A 26,071-nucleotide genomic window follows, 5' to 3' on the forward strand; every position below is an offset into this window, starting at 1 on the left:
TGGGTGTTCTCCCACGTTGTGTCGATGGCCTCGCTGTCGGTGGGGGCGGAGTGGGCGCTGGGGTGGGGGGGCTGGGGGACGGCCGCTTCTGTTTCTGCTTGCCCTCTGTCTCTGCCCCGGCCGGGGTCAGCAGCTCTTCTTCGCGGTGGGTGCGGGCTTGTTGGGGGCGTTCAGCGCGGCGAGGGTCCGGTCGGCGTCCGCCTCGGCCGTCAGCCGGGTGAAGGCGTCGCCGATGATCAGGTCGATCTCGCCGCCCTTGCGGGATGCCTCGGTGCGGCGTTCGGCGTCGGCGAACTGGGCGCCGAGCACCGGCAGCGAGGTCTTGAGAGCGGACGCGGGGCCGAGGAGCACTCCGGTGCCCTTGACCTTCTTGTCGTACTCCTTGGCCGCGTTGCCGACGTCGCCGATCTTGAAGCCGCGCTTCTTCAGCTCGTCGGCGGTCTTCTTGGCCAGGCCGGACCTGGTCGTGGCGTTGAGGACGTTGACCGTGATCCGGCCGGGTTCGGGGAGCGCGACACCGGGGCTCGGGCCGGGCGAGGGGCTCGCCCCGGTGACGCAGCCCGCCTTGACGCCGACCGCGGAGGCGGGGTTGCCGCCCCCGGTGAAGACATCGAAGAGCTGCAGCGTGCCCCAGCCGGCCACGCCGAGCGCCGCGACGGAGGTGATGGCCAGGACGACGAGCCTGCCGCGGCGTCGGGGTCGGCGCATCCGCGGGTACTTGTCACCCCGGATCTGGTACTGGCCGCCCATGCCGGGAGGAGTCAGCATGCTCATGGGCGCAGCGTAATGCGCTCCGGCGACTATGCCTACTAGATGATCATTCGATAGGGCGCAGTCCAACCCGAAAGGGTCAACCCCTGTGTCGGCAGGGGGGCGTCCGGCGGGAGCGAAGGGACCCGCCGCCGTACTGGCGTGCCGGCAGGCGTCCGGGCCGCAGGACCACGGGCGGGGAGTGTCAGCCCAGTTCGAGGACGCGGGCGTGCAGCACCTGACGCTGCTGGAGCGCCGCCCGTACCGCGCGGTGCAGCCCGTCCTCCAGGTACAGATCGCCCTGCCATTTCACGACGTGCGCGAAGAGGTCGCCGTAGAAGGTCGAGTCCTCGGCGAGGAGGGTCTCGAGGTCGAGCTGCTGCTTCGTCGTGACGAGCTGATCGAGGCGGACCGGGCGCGGTGCGACGTCCGCCCACGACCGGGTGCTTTCCCGGCCGTGGTCGGGGTACGGCCGGCCGTTTCCGATGCGCTTGAAGATCACACGGGAAGCCTACCGGCCCAGACGTTCCGGGCGCAGCCTCCTGGCTGTGGCGGCACGGGCAAGTGCGTACAGATCTTGACCGATTTCAATGAAAGGGGGCGCGTGTGTCCGGATTCGGGTGCGGCCGGTTCGGTCGGGTCCGTGCGGGCACCACGCGCGGCCTGTCGTGCGGAGGCGTCGTCCCGTGACCATCGGTGCGTGGGCGGGTGCCGAGCGGTGCGTGGGCGGGTGCCGGGCGTCGGCGGTCAGCTCGCGCGCCAGTACCCCAGGGCATGCATCCGCTGCCTGGGCACGCCCAGTTCCTTGCGCAGGAACGCCGACAGCGTCCGGGTGGTCGCGGTGTCGCAGGCGACCCAGACGTACGGGTCGGGGTGGGCCCGCAGCAGCCCGGGCAGGTCCGCCCGGACCCGCTCGACGAGGTGGGTGCCGGAGCCGAGGCGCGGAACCTCGCGCACCTCGTGCCGCTCCGGGTCGGCGAGGCAGGGCAGTCCGTCCAGGGTGCCCTCGAACCAGATGGTCGCCGGTGCGGATCCCAGGGCGCCCAGCAGGGAGTTGATCGCCGGGAGGGAGGCCGGGTCGCCCACCGCGAAGACGTGCGAGGGGTCGGGGGCGGGCACGTCGAAGCCCGTGCCCTGCACGGTCGCCTCGATGGTGTCGCCGGGCTTCGCCGCCCGCGCCCAGTCGCTGGCGCACCCCTCGTGCAGGGCGAACTCCAGGCCGAAGGTGCCGGCCGCCGGGTCGGGGTCGACGAGGGTGTACGCCCGCTGGTGCGGCCTGCCCGCGTTGTCGAACCACAGCCGCACCCACATCGTCGGGTGGACGCCGGTCGCGGCGAGCATGCCGCCGTCGGTGAAGCGCAGCCGCCGGTAGCCGGGGGTGATGTCCTCGGCGCGCGTCACCGTGAACCCGAAGTCCTTGGCGCGCATCAGCTTGAGGACCGCGCCCTCCCAGCCCCGCCCCTGCCCCATCGTCCGTTCACCTTTCGCGTACGATTCCGCCACGGCTTACTTAGGGGAGCCTAACCTGAAATGAATGGGGGGCGCAGTGACCGGTGAGATCTTCCGGGACGCCTGGGGCATTCCGCATCTGCGGGCGGGTGACGCCGTCGAACTCGCCCGCGTCCAGGGCCGCGTCACCGCCCTCGACCGGGCCTGGCAGCTGGAGACCGAACGACACAGGGCGCAGGGCACCTCGGCGTCCTTCCTCGGCCCCGAGGCCCTCCCCTGGGACCGCTTCGCCCGCCGTGTCCGCCTGGCCGACACGGCCCGCCGCTGCCTCGCCGAACTGGACCGGCGGGACCCGGAGACGGGGCAGTGGCTCCGGGCGTACGTGGAGGGGGTCAACGAAGGGCTGGCCCCGGCCCCGGGCACCTCCCGCTCCCCGGCCCCCGAGTTCGCCCGTGCCGCCCTCGTGCCCGGCCGTTGGGAGCCCTGGACGCCGCTCGCGGTGTGGCTCGCCACGCACATCCTGTTCGCCGGGTTCCCCGCGAAGCTCTGGCGCGAGCAGGTCGTGGAGCGGCTCGGCCCGGACGCCGTGGGGCTGTTCGCCGCAGACGGTCCCGGCACCTCCGGAAGCAACGGCTGGCTGGTCGCCGGGGAGCGGACGGCGACCGGGCAGGCGGTGATCGCGGGGGACCCGCACCGCTTCATCGAGGATCCCGGCGTCTACCAGCAGATCCACCTGTCCTGCCCGGAGTTCGATGTCGTCGGCATCGCCGTTCCCGGCGTTCCCGGCATCGCCCACTTCGGCCACACCGGCACGGTCGCCTGGGCGATCACCAACGCCATGGCCGACTACCAGGACCTCTACCGGGAGCGGTTGCGCCGCACCGACGGGGGCGCCCCGTGCGCATGGGGGTCCCCCCGCTCGAGCGAAGCCGAGAGTGGGGGAGGAGCCGAGAGCTCGGGGGGCGGGGTGGAGGCGCTCGGCCCGGACGGAATCTGGCACCGGGCCGCGCGGCACACCGAGACCATCGAGGTCGCCGGCGAGGACCCGGTCGAGGTCGAGGTGATCGAGACCGACCGGGGGCCGGTGATCATCGGCGGCCCCGAGGGCCTCGACGACGGAGTGCCCGAGCCCGGCGCGCCCCCGGTCGCCGTCGCCCTGCGTCACCCGCCCCGCGTCACCGGCGACCTGGGTTTCGGCGCCCTGCTGCCGCTGCTGCGGGCCCGCCGGGTCGCCGACGTGGACCGGGCCCTCGACCTGTGGGCCGAGCCGGTCAACGTGGTCCAGGCCGCCGACACCGAGGGCGGCACGCTGCACCGGGTGGCCGGCCGGGTGCCGGTCCGGGCCGAGGCCAACCGGATCCGTCCGGTGCCCGCGTGGGAACCCGGCCACGACTGGGACGGCTGGCACGAGGCGCCGCGCGCCGGGCTGACCGACGGCGTCGCCGTGATGGCGAACCAGAGCGGCCCGGCGGCCCCGCTCGGCGTCGAGTTCGCCGCGCCGCACCGTGCGGACCGTATCGCCGCGCTGCTCGCAGGGCGGGAACGCTGGTCGGCCGCCGAGATGCCCGCCCTCCACACCGACACCCACCTCGCCTCCGCCGCCGCCCTCCTCGATCACGTCGCCGCCCTCGACGGCCTGACCGGTGCGGCGGCCGGCCTGCGCGACCGACTGCTGGCCTGGGACCGGCACATGGACGCGGACAGCGCCGGTGCGGCGCTCTACGCGGCGGTGCGCGGCGCGCTCGTACGACGGTTGGCGGCGCACCCCGCGTTCGCCGGGCTGACCTCGCCCCCGGCCTACCCGGAGGTGTTCCGGCCCTGGCTCGCGCTGGTACCGCGGATCGGCTACGCGCTCGAACACCTCCTGACCGCGAAGGAGTTGTACGGCATCGACCGACCGGCGGCGGTACGCGCGGCGCTGGAGGAGGCGGCCGCCCGGCACCCGGCCGGTACCTCGAGCGGAACCTGGGGCGACACCCACCGGCTGGCACCCTGGCGGGCCCTGCCGCCCACGACGCCGTACGACGGACCCGCGCTGTCCGGCGACCACGACTGCGTGCTGTGCACTTCCTCCGTGCCCGGTCTCACCGACCTCGCGGCACGCGGTCCGGCCGCCCGCTACGTCTGGGACCTGGCCCGCCGCGAGGACAGCCGCTGGGTGGTGCCGCTCGGCGCCTCGGGCCTCCCCGGCTCGCCGCACCACCGCGACCAGCTGCCGTTGTGGCTGGCGGGGGACCTGGTCCCGGTCGTCACCGACTGGGACGGGCTCCGCAGGGAGGACGTGGTCCGGGCCCCGCACGGAGAGACCGGGAAGCACGAAGAGCGTGAAGAGACGACCGACGAGCTTCAGGAGGAGACCGATGCCTGACCCGTACGCCCCGTCCGGCCCGTACGCGTCCCGCGTGGCCGTTCACGAGCACGTGGCCGACGGCTTCGGCTCCGTACGCGTGCTGCCGCTCGACCCGTCGGCGGACGCGCCCGTACTGCACCGCTGGGTGAGCGGCGAACGTGCCGTCTTCTGGGGCATGAACGGCCTCACCGAGCAGCAGGTGGCCGAGATCTACGCCCACATGGACACGCTCGGCACCCACCACGCGTATCTCGCCGTCAAGGACGGCGAGCCGGCCGCGCTGCTCCAGACGTACGAGCCGGAGGCCGACCGGGTCGGCGACTGCTACCCCGTCGAGCCCGGCGACATCGGCGTCCACCTGCTGCTCGCTCCGGCCGGCCCGGAGGGGGCGCGTTCCGGGTGGACCGCCACGCTGGTGGCGGCGCTCATGGGGTTCGTCCTGCTGGGCCTGGACCGCAGGCGTGTGGTGGTCGACCCGGACGTGGCCAACGAGAAGGCGGTCGCCCGCTTCCTGCGGCAGGGTTTCACGGCCGGCCCCGAGGTCGTCCTGCCCGAGATCGATCTGCCGGACGTGTACCTGCCGGAGAAGAAGGCCCGGCTCGCGTTCCTCACACGGGAGGCGGCCTTCGGCGACAGGTGATGCGGACCGGCCCGGCGGATCGTCGTCCCGCCGGGCGGTGAGCATTTCGCGCCCGACGTCCGTACCCCATCCGAAGCCGGATTGCCGGATGACCGGGAGGCGGGAACGACGTGCAGCGGCGGCGCAGTGGGGCGGCGGGCGGTGTCGGACGAGGTGCGGGCCCCGGGGCGACGGGCCGCGGAGCGGCGAGCCCCGGAACCCGGCGACTTCAGGGGCTGGTGCTGCTGGGCACCTTGCTGGTCCTGCTCCTCCTCGGCAGCGCGGGCCCGGCGAGCGCCCACGCGGCGCTCCGCGGAGCCGACCCCGAGGACGGCAGCGTCGTCCGGTCCGCCCCCCGGCACGTCACCCTGACCTTCACGGAGTCCGTCGCCCTGCTCGACGACTCCTTCCGGATCTACAGCCCCGACAACCACCGGGTGCCGCTGGGCGAGCCGGAGCACGCCGACGGCAGGTCCGACACCGCGCGCGTCGGCCTGCCCGGCGGGCTCGACGACGGCACCTACACGGTCGCCTGGCGGGTGGTCTCCGCGGACAGCCACCCCGTCTCCGGGGCCTTCACCTTCTCCATCGGCGAACCCTCGCCCACCGCGGCCGCGGTGCCCGCGCCACCGGCGGAGCACCCGGTCACCGCGAGCCTCTACGACACCGGCCGCTATCTCGCGTACATCGCCGCCGCGCTGCTCATCGGTACGGTGGCGTTCGCGGCCCTGTGCCGGCCGCCGGACACGGCCCCGCTGCGGATGCCGCTCGTCACGGGCTGGTGGACGCTGCTGACGTCCACCGTGGTCCTCCTCGTCCTGCGGGCTCCGTACGAGAACGGCACCTCCCCGGCGACCGCGTTCGACCTCATGGCCTTCACCGGCGTCCTCACCGAGCGGCCGGGCATCGCGCTGCTGACCCGGGTCGCCCTGCTGGTGCCGGCGGCGGCGATCCTCCTGCGCCTGCCCCGCCTGCCCCGCCCGCCTCTGCTGCGGCGGGGCGAGGGTGAGCAGGACGGCCGGACGCCGCCCGTCCTGCTCGCCGCGGGCACCGTCCTGGCCGTCGCCCTCGCGTTGACGTGGGCGTCGGCCGAGCACGCCTCGGCCGGTATCCAGGTCCCGCTGGCGATGACGTCGTCCGTACTGCACCTGCTGGCGATGTCCTGCTGGCTCGGTGGCCTCGCGGCCCTGCTCATCACCCTGTTCCGCGCCGCCACCCCGCCGCCCGTCGCCACGGTCACCCGCTTCTCCCGCCTCGCCTTCCTCTCGGTGACGGTCCTCGTCGTCACCGGCGTCTACCAGTCCTGGCGGGGCCTCGGCTCCTGGTCGGCGCTCGTGGACTCGTCGTACGGGAGGACCCTGACCGTCAAGCTCGTGCTGACGGCCGCACTGCTGTCGGCGGCGGGCCTGTCCCGCCGCCTGACGCTCCGTCCGGCGACGACGGCTTCGGCGGCTTCGGCGGCCGCAGCCGCGGGTACAGCCGCGGATACGGATACGGATGCGGATACGGAGAAGTCCGCGGAAAGGACCTCGGCGGCCGTGCGGGAACGGATCCCGGAACTGGTGGCCTCCGCCACCCCGGACAAGCCCTCACCGGTCGCCCCCACCCGGCCCACCGCCCCCGCACAGCCCGCCTCGGACGACGGCGCCCCGGGCCCCCGGTCGCCCGCCCCGGACCCGTCCGGGGTGCCCGACCCCGACGACCCGGCCCTCGACCGCCACCGCCGCGCCCTGCGCGTCTCCGTGCTGGTGGAAGCGGCGGTGGCGGTCGTGGTGCTGCTGGTCACGACGGTGCTGACCAGCACCCTCCCGGCCCGGGCCGAGGCCGAGGCCTCGGCGACCGGGACGGCCCCGGTCGCCGGACTGCCCGCGGCGACGGTGGTCACGATCCCGTACGCCGTCGACGTCCCCGGCGGGAAGGGCGGCGTGCAGATCACCCTGGACCCGGGCCGGGTGGGCGAGAACGGCGTCCAGGCGGTGGCGTTCGACTCCGCCGGCGCCCTGGACTCGATCCCGGAACTCCGTCTCTCCTTCACCCTCACCGAGAAGGACGTCGGCCCGATCGACGCCGACCTGACCGACCGCGGCGGCTACTGGGCCACCAGCGACCTCACCCTCCCCCTGCCGGGCACCTGGACGATGAAGGCGACGATCAGGGTCTCGGACGTGGACCAGGTGACCGAGTCCCGCCCCGTGCGCATCGAACCCTGAGCCGCAGAGATCAGACGCCCGTCGGCTTCTTCGTGTGCGGCGACCGTGGCTGCGGCGGCCAGCTGGGCGGCGGTTCCGCCGACCAGGGGCTGTGATCCGGCGGGCGGTTCCAGCGTGCGTACCGCCTCGACCAGGTTCTGGGCCTCGTCGGGTTTCGGCGGCAGGGCGCCCACCACGCTGATGCGCTGTGCGTCGGGCCGGGTGAGGCCGGCGTCGCCGGGACCGGCCGGTGCCGTGAGCCGTCCGTCGGCGTAGGTGCCCGTGCCGGACTCCACGCGTTCCACGCCGTCGAGCGCGGACAGGCCGGCCGTGTACGTGGCCAGGGTGCCTCGGCGACGGCCCGGTCGATGACGACGTGGACGACAGGTCGTCCCGGCGGTGCCGGCTGTCGTGCCCGTTCCGCGTCTGGTGGTCGCGGTCGGGGGCTACCGCGGCTGGGCCATCGCCCACCCCGAGCGGTTCCAGCTCCTCCACGGGGCACCGCTGCGGGACTACGCGGCGCCCGTCAGGGGTTCCACGACCCGGGCGATGCTCCGGATGAGCGCGATCTTCCAGCGCGAGCTGTTCGCCGGGTCACCGCGGAACAACCGGCCGCGGCCCTCGTCCCCGAGCCCTCGTCCCCGAGCCCTCGTCCCCGTTCCGGGCCCACCTGGAACTCCTGGGATCCGACGGACCCGACGCTCTGCCGTCTTCCGCGACCTCGCTCCTCCTGAGTGCCTGGGGACACATGCACGGCCTCGTCGTCCTGGAGGTCTTCGGCCCCACGTCCTTCATCGGCGACCACCGGGCCGAACTGTTCCGCACCTCGATGCGCACCATGCTCGCCGACCTCCACCGGCGCATCCCGGCCGCCGGACCGGGCTGATGTCCCGTGTGCGGCAGGGACATGCCGAGGACCCCGGTGGCCGCTCGGCGGTCCGGGGTCCTGTCGTGCCTGTTCACGCGGCTGCGGGCTAGCGCGCCCCGCGGCGGGGTGTACCCGTGCTCAGGTCCGGGAAGGGCGACGCCCCCGCATCCTCGAACGGGAAGGTCTCGTCCTCCCCGAAGTCCGGGGCCTGGAAGGGGTCCGCCGCCGGGGGTGGCGATGCCGCGGTGGTCCGGCGCGGTGCCCCTTCCGGGGCGGAGAACAGCGAGGTTTCGATGAGAGGTCTCCGATTCGATGCGGGGCCATGAATGGGTCTGGCGTGTCGTGACCGGGCCCGGCGGTTCCGGAGCCGCTGCCACGACTGTGACGCAGGTCGCAGCGGCAACTTCGGCCCCAGCCACAGTTACAGGTGCGACCGGTACTGCTACAGCTTGCTCATCTTGGAGTACGGGCTCAGGATCCGCTGCTGCGCCGAACCGAAATCCACGAGTACCGCGATTCCGTCCTCGATGCCGATCACCCGGCCGAGACCGTACATGTCGTGCGTGACCTGGTCGCCCACGGCGAAGTGCTTGGGCGGCGGTGCGACCGGGGCCTTGAAGGGGCTGGTGGGCAGAATGCGCTTCGATGCAAGTGGCTTTGTCATTGTCACCAGTATGGGCCTGCGGGCGCCGCTTGCTACCGTCCTCCACAGTCCACTACTCCCGGCTCCATGGGAAACTCGGGGTGTGATCGTCGAACGTGCGTACGTATCCGGTGTCTCGCCCGATGAGGAAGAGGGGGAATGGCCGTGGTCCGTGCCCTGTGTGCGGGGGCTCGCGGCGGACGGGCTGCGCCTCACCGCGTCGGTGACCTATCTGGTCGGTGAGAACGGCTCGGGCAAGTCGACGCTGGTCGAGGCGCTCGCCGAAGGCTTCGGTCTGGACTCCTGGGGCGGTTCGCACGACTGGCGCTATGCCACTCACCGTCCGAAGTCGGTGCTGGGCGAGCGGATCCGCTTCGACGCGGCGCCGCGAGGACGCCACATGCTGGGCAGCTGGCGTGCCCGCAAGGGTTTCTTCCTGCGCGCCGAGACGGCGCTGGACGCGCTGGACCGAGAAGGGTTCGCACCGGATTCGGTCAGCCACGGCGAGGGCTTCCTCGCGGCGTTCCGGGGGAAGTTCCTCCATCCCGGGCTGTACGTGATGGACGAGCCGGAGGCGGCGCTGTCGTTCACGTCGTGCCTGGAGCTGCTCGGCCACATCGACCAGCTGGTGAAGCGCGGTGGCCAGGTCATCTGCGCCACGCACTCTCCGCTGCTGACCGCCCTGCCCGGCGCGGACATCATCGAGGTCGGCGACCACGGCATGCGCCGGACGGCCTGGGACGAACTCGCCCTGGTCGAGCACTGGCGCCGCTACCTCGCCGACCCGCGCTCCTACCTGCGGCACGTCCTGGACTGAGCGCGGAGGGCCCCGCCGTTCGCCGTCCGGTACGCCGATCCCGTTCGGCGGGGCCCACGAGGCCGCAGCGTGGCGGGTCAGCGCTTGATGTCGAAGGTGGCGGCGGAGGATACGAACAGGGTGTCCCCGTCCTTGGCCGTCGCCAGTGCCGAGACCTGCCAGGCGCCCGGGTCGAGCGCCGCCGCTTCCTTCTCGGTGACCTTCAGCGTGCAGGTGCAGCGGGAGGTCTCGTCCGAGGTGCTCCGGCACGTGGCGGTGTCCACCTCGCGGAGCTCCGCCTCGGTCGGGTTCAGCTTCGAAGCCGTGGGCCACACCAGGACGTTGAGGTTCTCGACGCCCGAGTCGTCACTCACGTCAGTGGTGAAGGTGAACGCGCCCGCCCTGTCGCCGGACGGAGCGGTGTAGTGGGCCGAGCCGTCCTTCAGGGACAGCTTCTCGGGCGCCGAGGCCGCGGCGAAGCCGGCGGCGACTCCGCCGACGAGGACGGCACCGGCGAAGGATCCGATGAGAACGCGCTTGAACATGGTGAACCCCCTGAATGTGGGCGAATTCGCTGGAACTCGCTCGGTTGGCCGGCGGGAGCGGGCGAGGTCGCGCCTGCCGGCTCGGACAGCGGGAAAGTGATGCTCCGGAGGAAGTCCGCTGGCCGTAACCGCTGGTTGTAACCGCTGGTTGTAACCGGTGGTGGAGCCGGTGGTGGGCCGCTTTCCCGATGTGATCGAGACTATGGCCGGGGGCGCCCCCGCTCCTCGGGCCGCAGGATGATTGCCGTGTGGAACCGGAGGCAGAGGAGGGCTTCGGCGTCTCCACCGGGCGGGTGGCACTGTGCCTGCAACCCAGGTAAGAGAAGGGGATCCGTCTCCAGCCGGAGTCGGGCGGCCCGCCTGCGGTCATAGCCTTGACGCCTCATGAAGCGAACCGACGACCGGCTGCTCCCGGTCCTGCTGATCTGCGTCCAGGCCGTGGTGTGGCCGGGGGCGGCGCTGGCGCGCGGGACCGTCCCGCCCGCGTCCGCCCTCCTCGTGGCGATCCTGGTCGCAGGGCCCGTCACGGCCGCACTCGCCCTGCGCCGTACCCGCCCGGTGACCACCCTCGTCCTGGTCGCCGCCGCCTGTGCGCTGGGTGCCGGGCCGCTGCCCACCGGGGCGATGGCGGTACTCGGGACCGCGGGTGTCGCACTGGCGCTGTTCACCGTGGCGACCGAACGCGACGCCTTCACCTCGGTGATGTGCACGATGGCGCTCGCCGCCTGGCAGTTCCTGCACATGATCGGCCTGCACGGGCTCAGCGACCAGGACGGGCTCGACCTCGTCCTCACCGCCCTGCTGTACGCCACCGCGTGCGGCGCAGGCCTGTTCGTACGGCGGGCCCGGTGCGCACGGCGGGCGGCCGAACAGCTGCTGAAACGTGCCGAGTCCGAACGCCATCGCCTTCCGGCGGCCGAACTACGGCGCATGGAAAGGGAGTTGCATGACGTCAGCGCCCACCATCTGACGGCCGTGGTGGTCACGGCGGGCGCGGCGCTCGGCCTGCGTGAGGCTCGCCCCGAACTGGCCGACGAGGCACTCAGGTTCGCCGTCGGCACCGGCCACGAGGTGACCCGAGCGCTCGGCGCGGTACGGGCGCCCTCGCCCTCGCGCGAGGAACTTTCCTCGCCCGAGGACCGGTTGCTGGACCTGGTCGAGGGATTCCGGCGGCTGGGCCAACAAGTGGACTACGAGATAGGTCCCTTGCCGGACGGCTCCGTCGCCGACGCGGCCTTCGGCATCGTGCGTGAGGCATTGACCAACGTGGCCCGGCACGCCCCCGGCGCGCACACGAGGGTGCGGTGCCGGTACGGCGACACGCGTACGGACGTCGTGGTCACGAGCTCGGCACCGCCGGCCGGGGCGACGGCGCACGGCGCGGATCTCGGCGGGGGGCGCGGCACGGCCTTCCTGCGGTCCCGGGCGCGGGAGGCGGGAGGCACGCTGACCAGCGGCCCGACGGCGGACGGCGGCTGGGAGGTGTCCGCGGCCCTGCCCGGCCGGACCGCGGCCCCGGTGGAGCGGTCCGTCCCCCGCGGCTACCGGCTCGCGCAGCTGACGGCCGCGGCCGGCCTCGTCCTGCAGCCGCTCCTCCCCGTCCTGGTCATCAGGGCGGAGGACATGCCGAGCGGGTCGCAGGTGTCCGCCGGCGCGCTTTTCGCGCTGCTGGCCGCGGCACAGGCGGTCACGCTGCTGTGGCTGCGCCGGGCGCCCCGTGCGGCCACCGGCGTCCTGCTCGCGCTGGCCCCGCTGTGGCCGGTGGCGATGGCGGTGGGCGACTACACCGGGCCGGTCGTCCTGCCGCCCGCGCTGAGCATGCTCGCCACCTGTGGGGCGCTCGTCGCACACGCGGCGCAGGCGTCCCGTACCGCCGCCGGCCCGCCCCCCGCCGGGAACCGCGCGCACCTGTCGCCCCGGTGGCTCCGCCCGGTCGCAGCAGCGACGGCGACGGCAGTGACACTGGCTGTGGCGGTGCACGCGGCGGCCGCGACCGCCGCCGTCCTGGGCCGGGGCACCACGGCCCCCGTCTGGGCCGTCGCCGCGTCGGCGACGGCCGGGGCGTCCGTGGCGGTCGGCGCGGCCCTGTGGGGCGGAACCCTGCGCGGCCGGCGCGACCGGTTCGTCCAGGGCACCCGGGACGAACGTCTCGCCGCCTGGACCGAGGAGGCCGTCCGGGACGCGTGGGCCGAGCGCCGCCGGATCGCCGCCGGGCTGGAGACCACCGTGCTGGCACGCACCGCCGACATGGTCGCGGAGGCGGAGGCGGGCCGGCTCGACGGGACCGCGGAACGCGCCCGCGAGGCCCTGACCGCGATGCGCGCCCTCCTCGACACGGTCGGAGAGGGCGGGACGGAGGTCGCGCGGCGGCCGCAGCCCACCCTCCAGGCCCTCGACCTGCTCGCCCACCAGTGCCGGGCCACCGGCCGTGACGTGGAGATACGGCTGACCGGCAGGGTGCCCGAGCGGCTGCCCACCGCGGTGGACCTGACCGCATACCATGCGGCCGAGACCGTGCTCGCGGCGAGCGGTGAGGGACCCACGGTCCTGGAACTCGACGCGCGCGACGACATGTTGACGCTCACGGTCACCGGGGTGCCGGGCGCCGCCCACGGCATCGTGCGGGAACGGCTCGTGGCGAGGGTCGCGGCGCTCGACGGTACGGTGACCACCGGCCCTGCGGACACCGTCCACCTCCGGCTGCCCCTGACTCCGGGCACGGAGGCTCCGGGCACGGAGGCCGGCGGCACGCCCGGGGCGACCGGCGCGCCGGTCGCCGGGCAGGGGGACGAGGGGGAGAGGGAACGATGAGCCTCAGGGTGCTGGTCGTCGACGACCAGGGCATCGTACGGGCGGGGTTCACCGCCGTGATCGGGGCCGAGGAGGACATGACGGTCGTCGGCGAGGCCGCCGACGGCGCCGCCGCGGTGCGGCTCGCGGAGGAACTGGCCCCCGATGTCGTCGTCATGGACGTCCGGATGCCCGAACTGGACGGCATCGCCGCCACCCGGATCATCACCGGCAAGGAGAACGCGCCCCGCGTCCTGGTGCTGACCACCTTCGACCTCGACGTGTACGTCTTCGACGCGCTGCGCGCCGGCGCCTCCGGCTTCCTGCTCAAGGACGTGCACCCCGCCGAACTGCTCCAGGGCATCCGGGTGGTGGCCGCCGGCGAGAGCGTGCTCTCCCCGTCCGCGACCCGCAGGCTCATCGGCCACTACGCGTCCGGTGCGCCCACCCGGATCCACACCGGGGGCACCCACCCCGAGCTGGACACCCTGACCGCGCGGGAACGTTACGTCCTGACCCTGGTGGCGTCCGGACTCACCAACCTGGAGATCGGCGCCGAACTCGGGATCACCGTCGGCACGGTGAAGTCCCATGTGAACGCGCTGCTGCGCAAGCTCGGACTGCGCGACCGGGTACAGGCGACGATCCTCGCCTACGACGTCGGCCTCGCCCGCCCGCATCCGCCGGGCGCCCACCTCTGACGTCCCTGATCACGTCCGGCACCGAAAGACAGAGGCCCACCACCATGACCGATCCCGGCGGATCCACCAGTCCTGCCAGTCCTGCCAGTCCTGCCAGTCCTGCCAGTCCTGGCCGGCTTGCCAGATCCCTTTCCCGTCGGTTGCGCCACCTCTTCGGCGATGTGTTCGCCCTCGTCTACCTCGGGGGCTGTGCCGCCCTGCTCGTGTGGGCGCTCGTGGTGAGCGCCACCGGCGACGGCTCGGACGCGTCCTTCGCGGGCGTCATCCCGCTGCTGGCCACGGCCCCGGTGAGCATCGTGCTGCTCCTGCTGCCGGGCGGCCCCATGACGCTCCTCGTCGCGATCGTCGGCGGCGCGCTGGCCAACGCCGCGGTCATCGGCTGGTGCGCCCGCGCGCTCCGCCGCGGCGGCCGCCCGGACCCGGCCGGCTGAGCAGCCGGGTGTGGGGCTGCCGGGTGCCGCGCGCCCCCGGGGATTCCGGCAGGTTCCGTCAGGAGTCGAAGCGTTGACGGGCGGCGTCGATGTGGCCGAGGTACTGGTGGGTCCAGCCGCACATGCCGTCGACCATGGCGCGCAGGGCCCGGCCCGGTTCGGTGAGGGTGTACTCGACCCGCGGCGGCACGGTGGGGTGCACCGTGCGCTCGACCAGGCCGTAGCGCTCCAGCATGCGCAGGTTCTGGGTGAGCATCTTGTGGCTGATGCCCTCGACCGCGTCCCGCAACTCGCTGAAGCGCAGAGTCCGGTCACCGAGTCCCTCGATGATCAGCAGTGCCCACTTGTTGGCGACGTCCGAGAAGATCTCCCGCGCCAGAGAATCCGCGCGCCTCAGGTCCGCATCCTCGGGCGAGCCCGTGTACTGCTTGGTTCCCATCTGGTTCCCCAGTCACCGAAAAGTGCGTTCTTCCAGGTCGGCAGCCACTCTCCTGCAGTTCCTGGGTAACCACAAGAGAGCGTGCGTGCGCGCCCTCACCGAAGGACAATCAACATGGCCACCACCGACGTCTTCCACCACCACGTCCCGGCCGAGAGCGGCTTCGGCTACACGCAGGCGATCAGGTCCGGCGACCTGATCCACGTGTCCGGTCAGCTCTCGCTCGACAGGAGGGCGCGTTCCGTCACGCCGAAGACCTCGCCGCCCAGCTCAAGCCGACCTACACCGACGTCGACAAGGTCCTGGACCACTACGGCGTCACCCGCAACCAGGTCGTCTCGCAGACCCCGTACGTGGTGAACCTGTTGCGGAACGCCGACACGGTGGCGGAGGGCAACCGGGCGTACCTCGGCGGCCACCACCCGGTCAGCACCGTCGTCGGCGTTGGCGAACTGACGTTCCCCGGCCAGGTCGTCGAGACCGGCTGCGTCGTCGGCACGGGGCCGGCGGCGTACTTCCGGGAGCCGCATCCACGGACCCGCGCGGCCAGGGGACCCGTTGGTGCTGCGGCATCGACGGCACGGGCGAGCCCTACGGTCCGGGAGGCGTCCCGGTGCTCTCGTCGGGGGTGCCGGCCTTGCCGAGTTCCGCCGTGAACTGCGCGCCGGTGAGCAGCGCGAGGTTGGACAGCCAGAGCCAGACGAGGAACACGACGACGCCGGCGAGGGAGCCGTAGAGCCTGCTGTACGTGCTCAGGGTGGAGGCGTACAGCGTGAACCCCGTGGAGACGGCCAGCCAGAGCGCGGCGGCCAGCATGCCGCCCGGCACGCTGTGCCCGCGCCGACGGGCCGGGACGGGCCCGGTGTGGAAGACCACGACGACCAGCAGTGCCACCAGGCACAGCAGCAGCGGCCAGCGCAGCAGGTTCCAGCCCCAGGCCGCTGTGGTGCCCAGGCCGATGACCCGGCCCACGGCCTGCGCCAGCGGCCCGGTCAGCAGCAGGGCGAGGGAGCCGGCCAGGAGCAGGGCGAGCAGGGCGAGGGCGGTGAGCACGATGCGGTGCGCCGTGCGCCAGGGCGAACGGCGGTCCTCGACCCGGTGCATGCGGTGCAGGGCACGGCGGAAGACGGCGAGGTAGCTGGAGGCGGACCACAACGCGCTGACGGTACCGGCCACCAGCAGCGGCCAGGCGCTCCCGTCCGTGCCCAGCACGCGGGACAGGACGGCGTGCAGGGCGTCGGCGGACTCGGCGGGGGCGTACGCGGTGACGTGGGTGACGAACTCCTCGGCCGTGCTCGGGCTGAACGTGCCGAACGCCAGGACGGTCACCAGCATCGCCGGCATCACCGCCAGGATCGCGTAGTACGTCAGGGCCGCGGCGTAGTCGGAGATGTCGTCGTTCCACAGGGACGCCGGGGTGCGCCGCAGCGCCGGCCCCCACGCGGCGGGCAGCCTCGGCCGGGCGGCGCGGCGGAGGGCGCGGCGGGCGCCGCCGGCGTGCGGGTCAGCGGACACGGGGTCTGCCGTGCGGGGCCGCGCCGGTACGGTTGCGGGTGCGCGCGCGATACGGAGCGGCCGACGTCTCTGCCTCGGCCGTCCCCGCGCACAGGGCGGGCGGGGCGGCGTCCGCGGACGCCGCCGTGGTCGCCTGCGCCGCGCCGCCGGTGCGTGGCGCCGCCAGGCCCTTCGGATCCCTCGTGGTGACTGCGGTCTGCGTGGTCATGGCATGCCCCCTCTCCGCGTCGGATGACGTGCCTCCGTCTGTGGGGACCGCCGCGGTCGCGGTTGTGACGCGGATGCCCGCAAACGTCGGCGGAACACCGGCGGGGCCGGGGCACTTGCGGCCCCGGCCCCGTTCCCCCGCACCGTCAGGCAGCGGGCATGAGGACGGTGTCGATGGTGTGGTCCTCGGCGTCGACGGTCCTGACGCTGCCGCGGACGACCTTGGCGGAGTCGTTCACGGTGTGGTCCTCGCCGCTCTGTCCCCCGAGGGGCCCACGGCACGGGTGACCGTGACGGTCACAGGCCTCGTCCGACCCGTCCACCCACACCGGCCCACCCGTACCGGCCCGCCCGTACCGGGCCACCCACACCGGCCCACCCACACCGGCCCGCCCGTACCGGGCCGCCCGTACCGGGCCGCCCGTACCGGGCCGCCCGTACCGGGCCGCCCGTACCGGGCCGCCCGTACCGGGGCGGACGTGGCAGACGTGGCGGACGTGGCAGACGTAAGGGTTTCGTCATCCGTCGGGCGGCCCCGGACGGCCGCTCGGCCCATTGAATGGGGGGAGACGAGCGGTTCTTACGAGGAGGCGGAAATGGGACGGGTGCGGAGCGCGTCGAGCAGGCCGCGGACGGTCGGTGCGGTGCTGGTGGTGGCGGCCGTCGTGGTCGGCTTCGGGCTGTACTGGTTCCAGCCGTGGAAGCTGTGGCAGGACGAGACGGTGCGGGAGGCACTGCCCGGGACCGTGGCCGCCTCGACGGCGCCCGCCGAGGCGCCGGCCGGTGAGCCTTCCGGAGAGCCCTCCGGGGCGGATGCGGCGACGGCCGGACCGGTGACCGTGGCGAGCGGCGAGCTGATCAGCCACGAGCACGCGACGTCCGGCACGGTGAAGCTCGTCCAACTGGCCGACGGCTCCCACGTGGTGCGCCTGGAGCGGCTCGACACCAGCAACGGACCCGACCTGCGCGTGTGGCTGACCGACGCGCCGGTGAAGGAGGGAACCGCCGGCTGGCGCGTCTTCGACGACGGGGAGTACGTCAGCCTCGGCAAGCTCAAGGGCAACAAGGGCAGCCACAACTACGCCCTGCCCGAAGACGTCGACCCGGCCCGGTTCAGCAGCGTCAGCATCTGGTGCGACCGCTTCGACGTCTCCTTCGGCGCCGCCGAACTGGCCCGGGCCTGACGCGAACGGCGGGGTTCCCGCGCGGGCCGTTTCCCGGCGAGCCGGCCGGTGACGGGCCGACTGCACCCATGCGGCCCCAAGAGGGCGGCACATCTGAGTAGTTGTGCTCATGCGCGGCGCCCACGACGGCAGCATGCTGGACGGTATGCGATCAGCAGGCTTTCACCCGTGTACGGGACGGGGGCGGGGATGAGGCCCGGCGGCGGGCCGTCGACCGGTGCGCAGGTCGGGGTCGGCGTGGCGCTGCTCGTTGTCGACCTGATGGCCGTCACCTGGTTGGTGTTCGGGTACGGGATGACGGGCTGGGCCGACAGCCACGACGACGGCAACGCGCCCGACGCGCCCGGGGAAGCGTTGCGGGGGATGTGGCTCCTGGCCGGCGGCGCCGTGGTGACGGGCGGCGGTCTTCTTGCCCTGCGATGGCGGATTCCCGGCCTCGTGCAGCTGGTCGTCCTGGGAGCCGGAGCAGCACTGCTCGCCCACCTCGCCGCCCGTGGATAGCGCGTAGCGGAATCCGCCCCGACCCACCGTCCTCTCGAGGTCCCGTGGTCGAGGCCGAACACGGTCCGGCCCGTCCGCCGCGCCTTCATGGACATCGACTGTCCCGCGAGCCCTGTCCGGATCAACGCATGTCCGAAGGGTGCCGCAGCCGATCGAAGGGCGGCCCGGCCCGCCCCGGTGGTGTCCGGGCCGATGGCGCTCCGGGTGCCGATGTGCTCGCGCTGCGGTGTTTTCGGCGGAAAGTCACGGGCTGTGCTTGTTGAGCACCAGAGTTCCGCTGTGCATTGGGTGAGCCGCACGTCACGCGGGGTGCCAGCCGTCCGGTGGGGCGTTACGCGTCTGACGTGCGCTGTTGGGGGCCCATGCATGGGTTGACCAAGGGTGCGAACGCAGGTCGTGGCGGCGATGGAGCGTCTGATGACGGCGAACCGGGCGGAGATCGGACGGGCGGATACGAAAGCTGCCGTCCTGCTCGGGGTGACGGGAGCCGTGCTCGGTGCCTTCGTCAGCGTCTCCCCGAACCCCGAGGCCCTGCGGTTGAGCGCGGCCGGAACCTCGCTCCTGGCCATCCTCTGCTTCGTGTGCGCCATCGCGCCGCGCCACCGGGCCGGCAGGCGGCACGGCACCGCAGGCCCCGGGTACTTCGGACACATCACAGCGGGGATGGGCACCCAGGGGCTGAGCCGCGCCCTCACGCGTGCCTCGAGCGATCCTGCCGGACCCCTGCTCGCCTCCCTGCTGGTCACCAGCGAGATCGTCCGCAGGAAGTACCGCTGGGTGGAGCGGGGCACCTTCATGCTGGTCGTGGCGCTCCCCCAGTTCGCAGCCGCCCTGTACGCCGCGTGATGCCCACCGGGCGCCCGCGCCCGTCGGGTGCCACGGATGCCGCGACCGCCCGGACCCACCGGTGGCTTCGACGGGTTCGGGCGTGCCGGGCAACGGTCCGTTCGCGAGGTCAGTTCACGGTGAAGAAGTAGTCGTAGGAGGCCAGTTGAATGCCGGAGCGAGTCGTCGCGTAGACCGTGAGGTAGTGGAAACCGTCCGTGTCCGGGATCCATTCGGTGCTCGCGGTGTGGTCGGGGCCCGCAGCGACCGCGACCTCGGGGCCCCCGTCGAAGGAGTACGTGTAGTTCACGACGTCCTCCACCTTCGGCGCGAACGTGAACGTGCCCGGGACGCCGGCGCCGCCGCTCGATCCGTTCTCGGGGTAGACGTCCGAAGTGACGGTGGGCGTCGTGTCGTAGCTGATGTTCCACGATGCCGCGTCGCTGACCCAGCCGTTCGCGCTCCTGCTGGTCACCTGGAGCAATTCGCCGTAGATGCCGTCGAGCGTGAGCTCCACCTGCGCTGTGCCGTCCTCCGCCGCCGTGACGTCGACGGTCCTGGTGCCGCCCTGGCCGTCGCCGGTCTGTACGGAGTAACCGACGACCGGGCTCGTCGACTGGAGCGCCGCGTCGGGCCGGAGCGTGAACGTGGTCTTCCTGCCGAACTCGGGTGACGGGACGGCCGGGGTGACAGTCGGAGCCGTGGAACCGACGCGGAACGTGTAGCTGGTGACCGCCGAGCCGTTGAAGGCCCGGTCCAGGCTGCGCACCCACAAAGTCATCACGCCGGCACCGCGCGGCGGAATCAGGCTGAGCGTTGCCGAACCACCGGGGGTGTCGGCGCGCTTGAAGTACTCGGGGTCCGAGTACGGGTCGACGGGCTGCGGGATGCCGTAGTCGCCGATGCTGGTGCCGATGACCGAAAGGTCCTGATGCCAGGAGAACTGGAACCCGGTGACATCGTCGGCGCCGTTGGCGTTCAGCGTGAACGTGACCGGCCGGCCGCCCTGGTTCCACCCGTCCGGGAGGTAGTTCGGCGAGGAGAGGGTGGGCGCGTTCGCGGGGCGGGTGTTGTCGATCGTGACGTAGCAGGGAGCAGACCACTCCGAGGCCGCGTTCCCGGCCACTGTCTGTGCCTGCCAGGCGTAGGTCTGCCCATCGGTGAGCGCGGCGGCGGGCACGGTGGCGGGAGCCTCGAACCGGGGTCTGGCCCGGTCGCGGGTAACCGTGGTGATCTGCTCCGGGTCGGTGGTCGGCCAGATCTGATACCGCGCAGTCACCAGGGAGTCGCCGGTGGTGCCGGGGATGCCCGTGATGACCAGGCCGTCGCGGGCCCAGAGGTGGGTGGGCCGGTTCACGTCGGCCGAGCAGTGCCGGTTGCCGTTGAACAGCTGAGTGGGTGCGGTGGGCGTTCCGTCAGCGGCGCTCGCGGGCGATGCGACGGCGGCCAGCGTCAGGCCGAGGACTCCCAGAGAAGCGAGGACGGCACGTAATCCCGCGCCGAAGGACATGGTCAAGTGGTCCCTCCCTGTCGAATGCCCGTACACCGGTGCCCCGATGCGCACTGGTGTACGGGCGGCGAGGGGATCGTACGCGGACGCCGCAGACGGACGCAGAGAATAAAGAAGGACCGACCGAGCGGCCGCGTGGATCCTCGTGGCCGTGGGGGACTTTGGCGACCGTCGCCTCCAGGAACAGCAAGCGGAGAGCCTCCCGCTCGAAGGGCTGCGGTGCCCGCATCGGGTAGCGCCGAGGTAAGCCCAAAAGCCGCCAGTACTTGATTTTGGCGCCCTGTGCAGTAGTGGCCGTCACCCATTCGGCCGAAGGTCGTTGATGCTGATACTGACCGATCTCTGGGCCTGGGGCGGGACTTGTGACCTCGATCGAGCGGACCGCGTACCCGCGGTTCAAGCGGCTGATCACCGCGCATGAGCTGCATCTCTTCTTCGCGCCGACGCGGGAGGAGGCGGCGTGGGCCGCCGAGCGGATGGACTCCGACGGGCATCAGCTCGCGCTGCTGCTGGCGCTGAAGTCGTATCAGCGGATGGGCCGGTTCCCGAAGCCGGACGAGTATCCGGAAATGGTGGTCGACTTCGTCCGCCGTACGGTCGAGCTGCCGGAGGGCACGCTCCCGTTGTACGAGACGGGCCGCACCGCTGAGCGGCAGCGTACGGAGGTGCGCCAGCGGGTGGGGACGAAGTACCAGCAATCCCAGGCCCGGCAGATCGCTGAGGCGGCGATCCGCAAGGAGGCCGCTGCGAAGAACCGCCCCGCCGACCTGATCAATATCGCGCTGGAGAAGGTGGTGGCGGCCGGGCTGGAACTGCCGGCGTTCTCCACCTTCGACACGATGACCTCCACGGTCCGCACCGAGGTGAACGCCTCGATCTGCTGCGGCATCCATGACCGGATGAGCCTCGCCGAGCAGGCGGGGATGCTGCGGCTGCTGGAAGAGCGCGACAGCGACGGCACCACGCAGTTCAACCGGCTGAAGCAGAGGGCCCAGGGCCCGAGCTGGTCGCACTTCAAGCGCCTGTTCACGCACCTGGAGTGGCTGGATGAGCTCGGCGACACCGCGGTGTGGGTGGACGGCGTCGCGGCGCCGAAGGTCACCGACTTCGCCGGGGAAGCGGACGCGGCAGACGCCTCCGAATTGCGGGACTACGCGGCCGTCAAGCGGATCGCGCTGCTGGCCTGCCTCGCCCACAAGGCACGGATGCGGGTACGGGACGATCTGGCGACGATGTTCTGCAAGCGGGTCGCCATGAAGATCAAGAAGGCCAAGGAGGAGCTGGAGGAGATCCGGCGCGCCGAGCGGGAGATCGTCGAGGCCCTGATCGGGAACTACCGCACTGTGCTCAAGAACCTCGACGACGGCGGCCCCGCCCAGGAGGCGCTGGCGAAGGCCGCGGCGATGACCGTCGAGGCCGTGAAGGCCCTGGAAGGGCTGGACGAGGCAGCGCCGGTGGAGGAGGTTGCCCGGCGCCTGGGCGGGGAGGTCTCCCCTGCCGTGCTTGCCCTGGCCAAGGCCCAGCTGGTGCAGGCCGGCGGCCTGGGGGCGGTCACCAAGGCGGTCGAGAGCTTCGGCGGGTTCGCGGGGCAGTACGAGCAGATCGAGAAGGTCTCCGCGCATCACGGCAACTTCTGGGAAGTGCTGCTGTACGGACAGCTCGGCCGGGACCGGTCGGTGATGTTCGACCTGGCGGAGAAGCTGGAGTTCACCACCACGTCCGAGGACGGGCGGGTGCTGACCGCGCTCACGCACGCGATGCGGCACGAGAGCGCCCGCGGCGAGTACATCACCGCGCTCGGCGAGAACGGCAAGACCATCGACATCTCCTTCGCCACGCAGAACTGGCGCAAGGCCGTACTCGACAAGACGCGGCCGGGCCGGTTCGTCCGCAAGCACTTCGAAGCGATGGTCTTCACCCACCTCGCCGAGGAGCTGCGCACCGGCGACGTCGCGGTGGCCGGCTCGGAGGAGTACGCCGACTGGTCCGAGCAGCTGCTCGCGTGGGAGGACATCCAGGAGAAACTGGCCGACTACCTGGTGGAGGTCGGGCTGTGCGAGGAGGGCGAGGCCCGTGCCTTCGACGCGGCGTCCTTCCGCCGGCAGCTGGAAGACAAGCTGCGGAATGCTGCCGCGGCGGCGGATGCCGGGTACCCGGACAACGAGGGCCTGGTCATCGACCCCGAGACCGGCATTCCGTCACTCAAGCCGCACCGCTCCAAGGGGCAGCGGCCCTCGGCGAAGCGCCTGGAGCAGGAGGTCAAGGCCCGGATGCCGGAGCGCACACTGATGGGGATCGTGGCCCGCACCGCGTACTGGGTGGAGTGGTGGCGCCGCTTCGGGCCTCCCTCGGGCAACGACCCGAAGCTGAAGGACCCGTTCGGCCGGTACGTGCTCACCACCTTCGTCAAGGGCACCAACATGGGCCCGTACGAGGCGGCCAAGCACATCCCCGGGGTGTCCGGGCACGAGCTGTCGTACGTGGCCAACCGGCACTTCTCCATCGCGTTGCTGAACGAGGCCGTCGCCGACCTGGTCAACGCGCACGCCCGCCTCGACATCTCCCAGGCGTGGGGCGACGGCACCGCCGTGGCGGCGGACGGCACCCACATGGACACGTACCTCAACAACCTGCTCGCCGAGACGAGCGTGCGGTACGGCAAGGCGGGCGGGATCGCCTACCACCACATCTCGGACACCTATATCGCGCTGTTCACGCACTTCATCCCGTGCGGGGTGTGGGAGGCCGTCTACATCATCGAGGGCCTCCTCAAGAACACCTCCGAGGTCAAGCCGACCACCGTGCACGCCGACACCCAGGGCCAGAGCGTGCCCGTTTTCGCCCTGGCGCATCTGCTGGGCTTCGATCTGATGCCCAGGATCAGGAACTGGAAGGGCCTGACCTTCTACCGTCCGTCCAAGCAGAGCGAGTACGTCCACATCGACTCCCTGTTCGGCGAGCCGGGCAAGAACGTCATCGACTGGGATCTGATCGAGTCCCAGTTCCGGCACCTGATGAAGGTGGCCGTGTCCGTGCGGGAGGGCGCCATCTCGTCCTCGACGCTGCTCAAGCGGCTGCGGTCGGGCTCGCACAAGAACTCCACCTACACCGCCTTCCGTGAGGTCGGCCGCGTGATCCGCACGGTGCAGCTGCTGCGCTACCTCTCGGACGCGCCGCTGCGCCGGCGGGTGACCGCGGCGACGAACAAGGTCGAGTCGTTCAACCGGTTCTCCCAGTGGGTCGGCTTCGGCAACCAGGGCGTCCTCGCCGACAACGACCCCATCGAGCAGGAGAAGGCGATGAAGTTCAACGCCCTGCTCACAAACGCGGTGATCTTCCACAACGCCCTGGACATCGCGGAGATCGTCCGACAGCTCCTTCAGGAGGGCTGGGAGATCGACCCGGAGGACCTGGCGCATATCTCGCCGTACCTGACGGAGCACATCAAACGGTTCGGCGAGTACTCCACCCACGAACTCGGAATCCAGCCCGAGGCGTACAAGACGAAACTCGATGTCGACTTCACCCAGTTCCGCGAGCAGGACCTGACCGCTGCGGGCCTCGGCCAGGCCGCCTGAGACGGCCACAGCCGAGGCGACATCCGCTCGGTCGCTTACACGGGATCAGTCGGTGGTGAAGTTGGTCATCGCCGCAGCCGGGTAGCGGCTGCCCGCCGAGCCGTGGGGAAGGATCTCGGTGATGCGGGCCAGGTCGGCGTCAGTGAGCTGGACGCTGTCCGCGCCGGCGTTCTCTTCGAGACGCTTGGCACTGCGGGTGCCGGGGATGGGCACGATGTCCTGACCCTGGGCGAGGAGCCAGGCCAGCGCGAGTTGGGCGGTGGTGATGCCCTTGGCCGCGGCGAGTTCCTTGAGCTGTTCGGTGGCGCGGAGGTTATAGGTGTAGTTCTCGCCCTGCCAGCGCTCGTCCCAGCTGCGCATGTCGTCCGCAGGGTATTCGCTCGCGGGCTTGACCGCACCGGTCAGGAAGCCTCGGCCGAGCGGGGAGTAAGGCACCAGGCCGATGCCGAGCTCCCGCAGGACGGGGAGGATCGCCTCCTGCACCTCGCGCTCGAAGAGGGAGTACTCGTACTGAAGGGCGGAGACCGGGGTGACGGCATGGGCGCGGTGGATGTACTGGGGTCCGACGTTGCTCAGGCCGAAGTACCTGACCTTCCCCTCGGTGATCAGTTCACCGACTACGCCCGCGACTTCCTCGGCGGGGACGTCGGGGTCGGAGATGTGCTGGTAGAACAGGTCGATGTGGTCGCTCTGCAGGTAGCGCAAGCTGTTCTCGGCGACCTTGCGGATGTTCTCGGGGCGGCTGTCGAAGCCGGAGCCGAGCGGCTGGGCGGTCATGTCGAAGCCGAACTTGGTGGCCAGGACCACCTCGTCACGGAAGCCCCGGACCGCCTTGCCCAGCAGGATCTCGTTGCTGCCGGTACCGGCGCCGTACAGCTCGGCGGTGTCGAAGAAGTCGATCCCGAGTTCGTGCGCGCGGTGGATGGTGGCGGTGCCCTCGTCATCGTTCGACGCGCCGTAAGCCATGGACATGCCCATGATGCCGAGACCGAGCGCCGAGACGCGCAGGCCTTGAGAGCCCAGGTTGCGCTGCTGCATAAGTTCACTTCCTCCGTGCTTGTCGGTCCCACCCCGAACGGATCGAACCGAACTGTTCGGTTTTAACTCTACGGGCAGGCATCCCGCAACGCCAAACCAAACCGTTCGGTGCTTTACCCTGGGGTTATGTCCCATTCCCTCGACGCCGGCCAGACCTCAGCACCCGCAACTGTTTCTGACGGCGGCGACACCACGCGTGAACGGATACTCGCCGCCGCCATGGAGGAGTTCGCCCGCCACGGCATCGCCGGTGCCCGCGTCGACCGCATCGCCAAACGCGCTCGGACCAGCAAGGAGCGGGTCTACGCCTACTTCCGCAGCAAGGAGGCGCTCTACGCCCATGTCGCCGGGCGAGAGTTCTCCGTCATTGCCGAAGCCGTCCAGATAGACCCGTCCGACCTTCCCGGCTACGCGGGCCGCCTGTTCGACTACTTCACCGCCCGTCCGGACCATCACCGCCTGATCACCTGGGGTCGCCTCGAACTGGCTGACGCCGCGGCCACCGAAGACGATCCCACCCGGGCGGCCATCGTCCGCAAGCTCGACCAGCTCAGCCAGGCTCAGCAGGCCGGGCAACTCAGTCCCGCCTGGGACCCGGCCGACGTCCTCGCCCTGGTCAACCAGATCGCCACTACGTGGGCAGCCCAACCCGAACTCGCCGAAGCCGCGGCCGAGCACGCCACAGACTCCTCCACCGCAGCCCGCCGCGACGCCGTGGTGACCGCAGTCGAGCAGCTCTTCCCCCGAGAGGTCTGAGCGCACCCACACCAGGCGGGAACCCGCACGGGGGCACATGCGCTGGTGACCGGAATGGGGGTTCTCGTGGCAAGGCTCCGGCCACCCGGTCCTACTCGTCCTGATCGCGCGGGAAAGTCCCGAGGTTCGCACTCGTAGAAATGAGCAGTTTCGCCACAGGGGCGCAGGCCACGCGAACGCGCAAGAACCCCCGGGCACGGGTCGGGGACTCCGCGGGGCCCAGGAGAACTCGGGGAACGTCGCACACCAAGTACCGCCCCTTCGTGTCGTCAAACGATCGTTTGACGACAGGCAGCCGGCGCGACCAATGAACCCGTGCAATCCGGGGGTTTGCGGCGGCGCCAATCCAATCGGATCCGATGACGGCTGATGACAGGGTTTGCTGAC

Annotated in this window: 22 protein-coding genes and 2 pseudogenes; 14 read left to right on the plus strand and 10 right to left on the minus strand. The window is 71.8% G+C overall.

The genetic code is table 11. The annotated features are described in order from the left end of the window. Positions 1–126: 126 nt before the first annotated feature. From ACFWVE_RS17215 to ACFWVE_RS17225, 3 genes are all read right to left on the minus strand, one after another. Entirely contained in the window at positions 127–750 is a 624-nt protein-coding gene (locus ACFWVE_RS17215; RefSeq protein WP_384014541.1) for a LytR C-terminal domain-containing protein, read from the minus strand. A gap of 205 nt (positions 751–955) precedes the next feature. Next, positions 956–1,252 carry a type II toxin-antitoxin system VapB family antitoxin gene (locus tag ACFWVE_RS17220; RefSeq protein ID WP_381208455.1) on the minus strand — a complete coding sequence of 99 codons (297 nt, stop codon included), beginning with the start codon at positions 1,250–1,252 and terminating at the stop codon, positions 956–958. Positions 1,253–1,497: 245 nt separating this feature from the next. Further along, positions 1,498–2,220, minus strand: a complete 723-nt coding sequence (locus ACFWVE_RS17225; RefSeq protein WP_384014408.1) for a siderophore-interacting protein — start codon at positions 2,218–2,220, stop codon at positions 1,498–1,500. A 76-nt stretch (positions 2,221–2,296) separates the two neighbouring features. Here ACFWVE_RS17225 and ACFWVE_RS17230 point away from each other — a divergent pair, with 76 nt between their 5' ends. The 4 genes and pseudogenes from ACFWVE_RS17230 to ACFWVE_RS17245 form a co-directional block, all read left to right on the plus strand. Continuing rightward, entirely contained in the window at positions 2,297–4,567 is a 2,271-nt protein-coding gene (locus ACFWVE_RS17230; protein WP_384014544.1) for a penicillin acylase family protein, read from the plus strand. Beyond that, a complete protein-coding gene (locus ACFWVE_RS17235; RefSeq protein ID WP_384014411.1) occupies positions 4,560–5,189 on the plus strand; it encodes a GNAT family N-acetyltransferase in 630 nt (209 codons plus the stop codon). Before ACFWVE_RS17230 ends, ACFWVE_RS17235 begins: the two co-directional genes overlap by 8 nt. Before the next feature lie 218 nt (positions 5,190–5,407). Continuing rightward, positions 5,408–7,378: a copper resistance protein CopC gene (locus tag ACFWVE_RS17240; RefSeq protein WP_384014414.1), complete on the plus strand. Its 1,971-nt coding sequence runs from the start codon at positions 5,408–5,410 to the stop codon at positions 7,376–7,378. 396 nt (positions 7,379–7,774) lie between these two features. After that, positions 7,775–8,243 (plus strand): annotated as a pseudogene (locus ACFWVE_RS17245) (TetR-like C-terminal domain-containing protein); the annotation flags it as partial. A gap of 424 nt (positions 8,244–8,667) precedes the next feature. Here ACFWVE_RS17245 and ACFWVE_RS17250 read toward each other — a convergent pair. Continuing rightward, on the minus strand, positions 8,668–8,889 hold the full coding sequence (locus ACFWVE_RS17250; RefSeq protein ID WP_384014417.1) for a hypothetical protein: 222 nt from the start codon (positions 8,887–8,889) through the stop codon (positions 8,668–8,670). Between the two features lie 82 nt (positions 8,890–8,971). On the opposite strand from ACFWVE_RS17250, the gene ACFWVE_RS17255 reads away from it, so the two are divergent. Further along, positions 8,972–9,685, plus strand: a complete 714-nt coding sequence (locus tag ACFWVE_RS17255) for an ABC transporter (RefSeq protein ID WP_384014419.1) — start codon at positions 8,972–8,974, stop codon at positions 9,683–9,685. Between the two features lie 77 nt (positions 9,686–9,762). Here the strand turns inward: ACFWVE_RS17255 and ACFWVE_RS17260 are convergent, their stop codons facing one another. After that, positions 9,763–10,209, minus strand: a complete 447-nt coding sequence (locus ACFWVE_RS17260) for a DUF5707 domain-containing protein (RefSeq protein ID WP_384014420.1) — start codon at positions 10,207–10,209, stop codon at positions 9,763–9,765. Positions 10,210–10,593: 384 nt separating this feature from the next. Between ACFWVE_RS17260 and ACFWVE_RS17265 the strand changes: the two genes are divergently transcribed. The 3 genes from ACFWVE_RS17265 to ACFWVE_RS17275 all read left to right on the plus strand — a co-directional run bounded on the left by ACFWVE_RS17265 (position 10,594) and on the right by ACFWVE_RS17275 (position 14,131). Further along, positions 10,594–13,020, plus strand: a complete 2,427-nt coding sequence (locus tag ACFWVE_RS17265; RefSeq protein ID WP_384014423.1) for a histidine kinase — start codon at positions 10,594–10,596, stop codon at positions 13,018–13,020. Then, positions 13,017–13,700, plus strand: a complete 684-nt coding sequence (locus ACFWVE_RS17270; protein WP_384014426.1) for a response regulator — start codon at positions 13,017–13,019, stop codon at positions 13,698–13,700. The genes ACFWVE_RS17265 and ACFWVE_RS17270 overlap by 4 nt, the downstream gene beginning before the upstream one ends. A 140-nt stretch (positions 13,701–13,840) precedes the next feature. Beyond that, positions 13,841–14,131, plus strand: a complete 291-nt coding sequence (locus ACFWVE_RS17275) for an SCO4225 family membrane protein (RefSeq protein WP_384014429.1) — start codon at positions 13,841–13,843, stop codon at positions 14,129–14,131. 58 nt (positions 14,132–14,189) lie between these two features. Here ACFWVE_RS17275 and ACFWVE_RS17280 read toward each other — a convergent pair whose 3' ends face one another. Next, on the minus strand, positions 14,190–14,570 hold the full coding sequence (locus ACFWVE_RS17280; RefSeq protein WP_384014432.1) for a winged helix-turn-helix transcriptional regulator: 381 nt from the start codon (positions 14,568–14,570) through the stop codon (positions 14,190–14,192). A 114-nt stretch (positions 14,571–14,684) separates the two neighbouring features. On the opposite strand from ACFWVE_RS17280, the pseudogene ACFWVE_RS17285 reads away from it, so the two are divergent. Further along, positions 14,685–15,070 (plus strand): annotated as a pseudogene (locus ACFWVE_RS17285) (RidA family protein); the annotation flags it as partial. A gap of 91 nt (positions 15,071–15,161) precedes the next feature. On the opposite strand, the gene ACFWVE_RS17290 reads toward ACFWVE_RS17285, so the two are convergent. Then, a complete protein-coding gene (locus ACFWVE_RS17290; protein WP_384014435.1) occupies positions 15,162–16,085 on the minus strand; it encodes a YihY/virulence factor BrkB family protein in 924 nt (307 codons plus the stop codon). Continuing rightward, positions 16,075–16,293 (minus strand): hypothetical protein, encoded by a 219-nt coding sequence (locus tag ACFWVE_RS17295; RefSeq protein ID WP_384014437.1) that lies wholly within the window; start codon positions 16,291–16,293, stop codon positions 16,075–16,077. Before ACFWVE_RS17295 ends, ACFWVE_RS17290 begins: the two co-directional genes overlap by 11 nt. Before the next feature lie 595 nt (positions 16,294–16,888). On the opposite strand from ACFWVE_RS17295, the gene ACFWVE_RS17300 reads away from it, so the two are divergent. The 3 genes from ACFWVE_RS17300 to ACFWVE_RS17310 all read left to right on the plus strand — a co-directional run bounded on the left by ACFWVE_RS17300 (position 16,889) and on the right by ACFWVE_RS17310 (position 18,823). Continuing rightward, positions 16,889–17,476: a DM13 domain-containing protein gene (locus tag ACFWVE_RS17300; protein WP_384014440.1), complete on the plus strand. Its 588-nt coding sequence runs from the start codon at positions 16,889–16,891 to the stop codon at positions 17,474–17,476. 237 nt (positions 17,477–17,713) lie between these two features. After that, positions 17,714–17,977: a hypothetical protein gene (locus ACFWVE_RS17305; protein ID WP_384014443.1), complete on the plus strand. Its 264-nt coding sequence runs from the start codon at positions 17,714–17,716 to the stop codon at positions 17,975–17,977. 417 nt (positions 17,978–18,394) lie between these two features. After that, on the plus strand, positions 18,395–18,823 hold the full coding sequence (locus ACFWVE_RS17310) for a Pycsar system effector family protein (protein WP_384014446.1): 429 nt from the start codon (positions 18,395–18,397) through the stop codon (positions 18,821–18,823). Between the two features lie 109 nt (positions 18,824–18,932). On the opposite strand, the gene ACFWVE_RS17315 is transcribed toward ACFWVE_RS17310, so the two are convergent. After that, positions 18,933–20,312, minus strand: coding sequence for a hypothetical protein (locus ACFWVE_RS17315; RefSeq protein ID WP_384014547.1), 1,380 nt, complete (start codon positions 20,310–20,312; stop codon positions 18,933–18,935). A gap of 362 nt (positions 20,313–20,674) precedes the next feature. Between ACFWVE_RS17315 and ACFWVE_RS17320 the strand changes: the two genes are divergently transcribed. Next, positions 20,675–23,890, plus strand: a complete 3,216-nt coding sequence (locus ACFWVE_RS17320; protein ID WP_384014449.1) for a Tn3 family transposase — start codon at positions 20,675–20,677, stop codon at positions 23,888–23,890. Between the two features lie 45 nt (positions 23,891–23,935). Here the strand turns inward: ACFWVE_RS17320 and ACFWVE_RS17325 are convergent, their stop codons facing one another. Beyond that, positions 23,936–24,928 carry an aldo/keto reductase gene (locus tag ACFWVE_RS17325; protein WP_384014452.1) on the minus strand — a complete coding sequence of 331 codons (993 nt, stop codon included), beginning with the start codon at positions 24,926–24,928 and terminating at the stop codon, positions 23,936–23,938. A 126-nt stretch (positions 24,929–25,054) separates the two neighbouring features. On the opposite strand from ACFWVE_RS17325, the gene ACFWVE_RS17330 reads away from it, so the two are divergent. Then, a complete protein-coding gene (locus ACFWVE_RS17330) occupies positions 25,055–25,684 on the plus strand; it encodes a TetR family transcriptional regulator (RefSeq protein WP_384014455.1) in 630 nt (209 codons plus the stop codon). Positions 25,685–26,071 lie beyond the last annotated feature (387 nt).

The organism is Streptomyces sp. NPDC058632, assembly GCF_042717095.1.
Classification (GTDB): Bacteria; Actinomycetota; Actinomycetes; order Streptomycetales; family Streptomycetaceae; genus Streptomyces.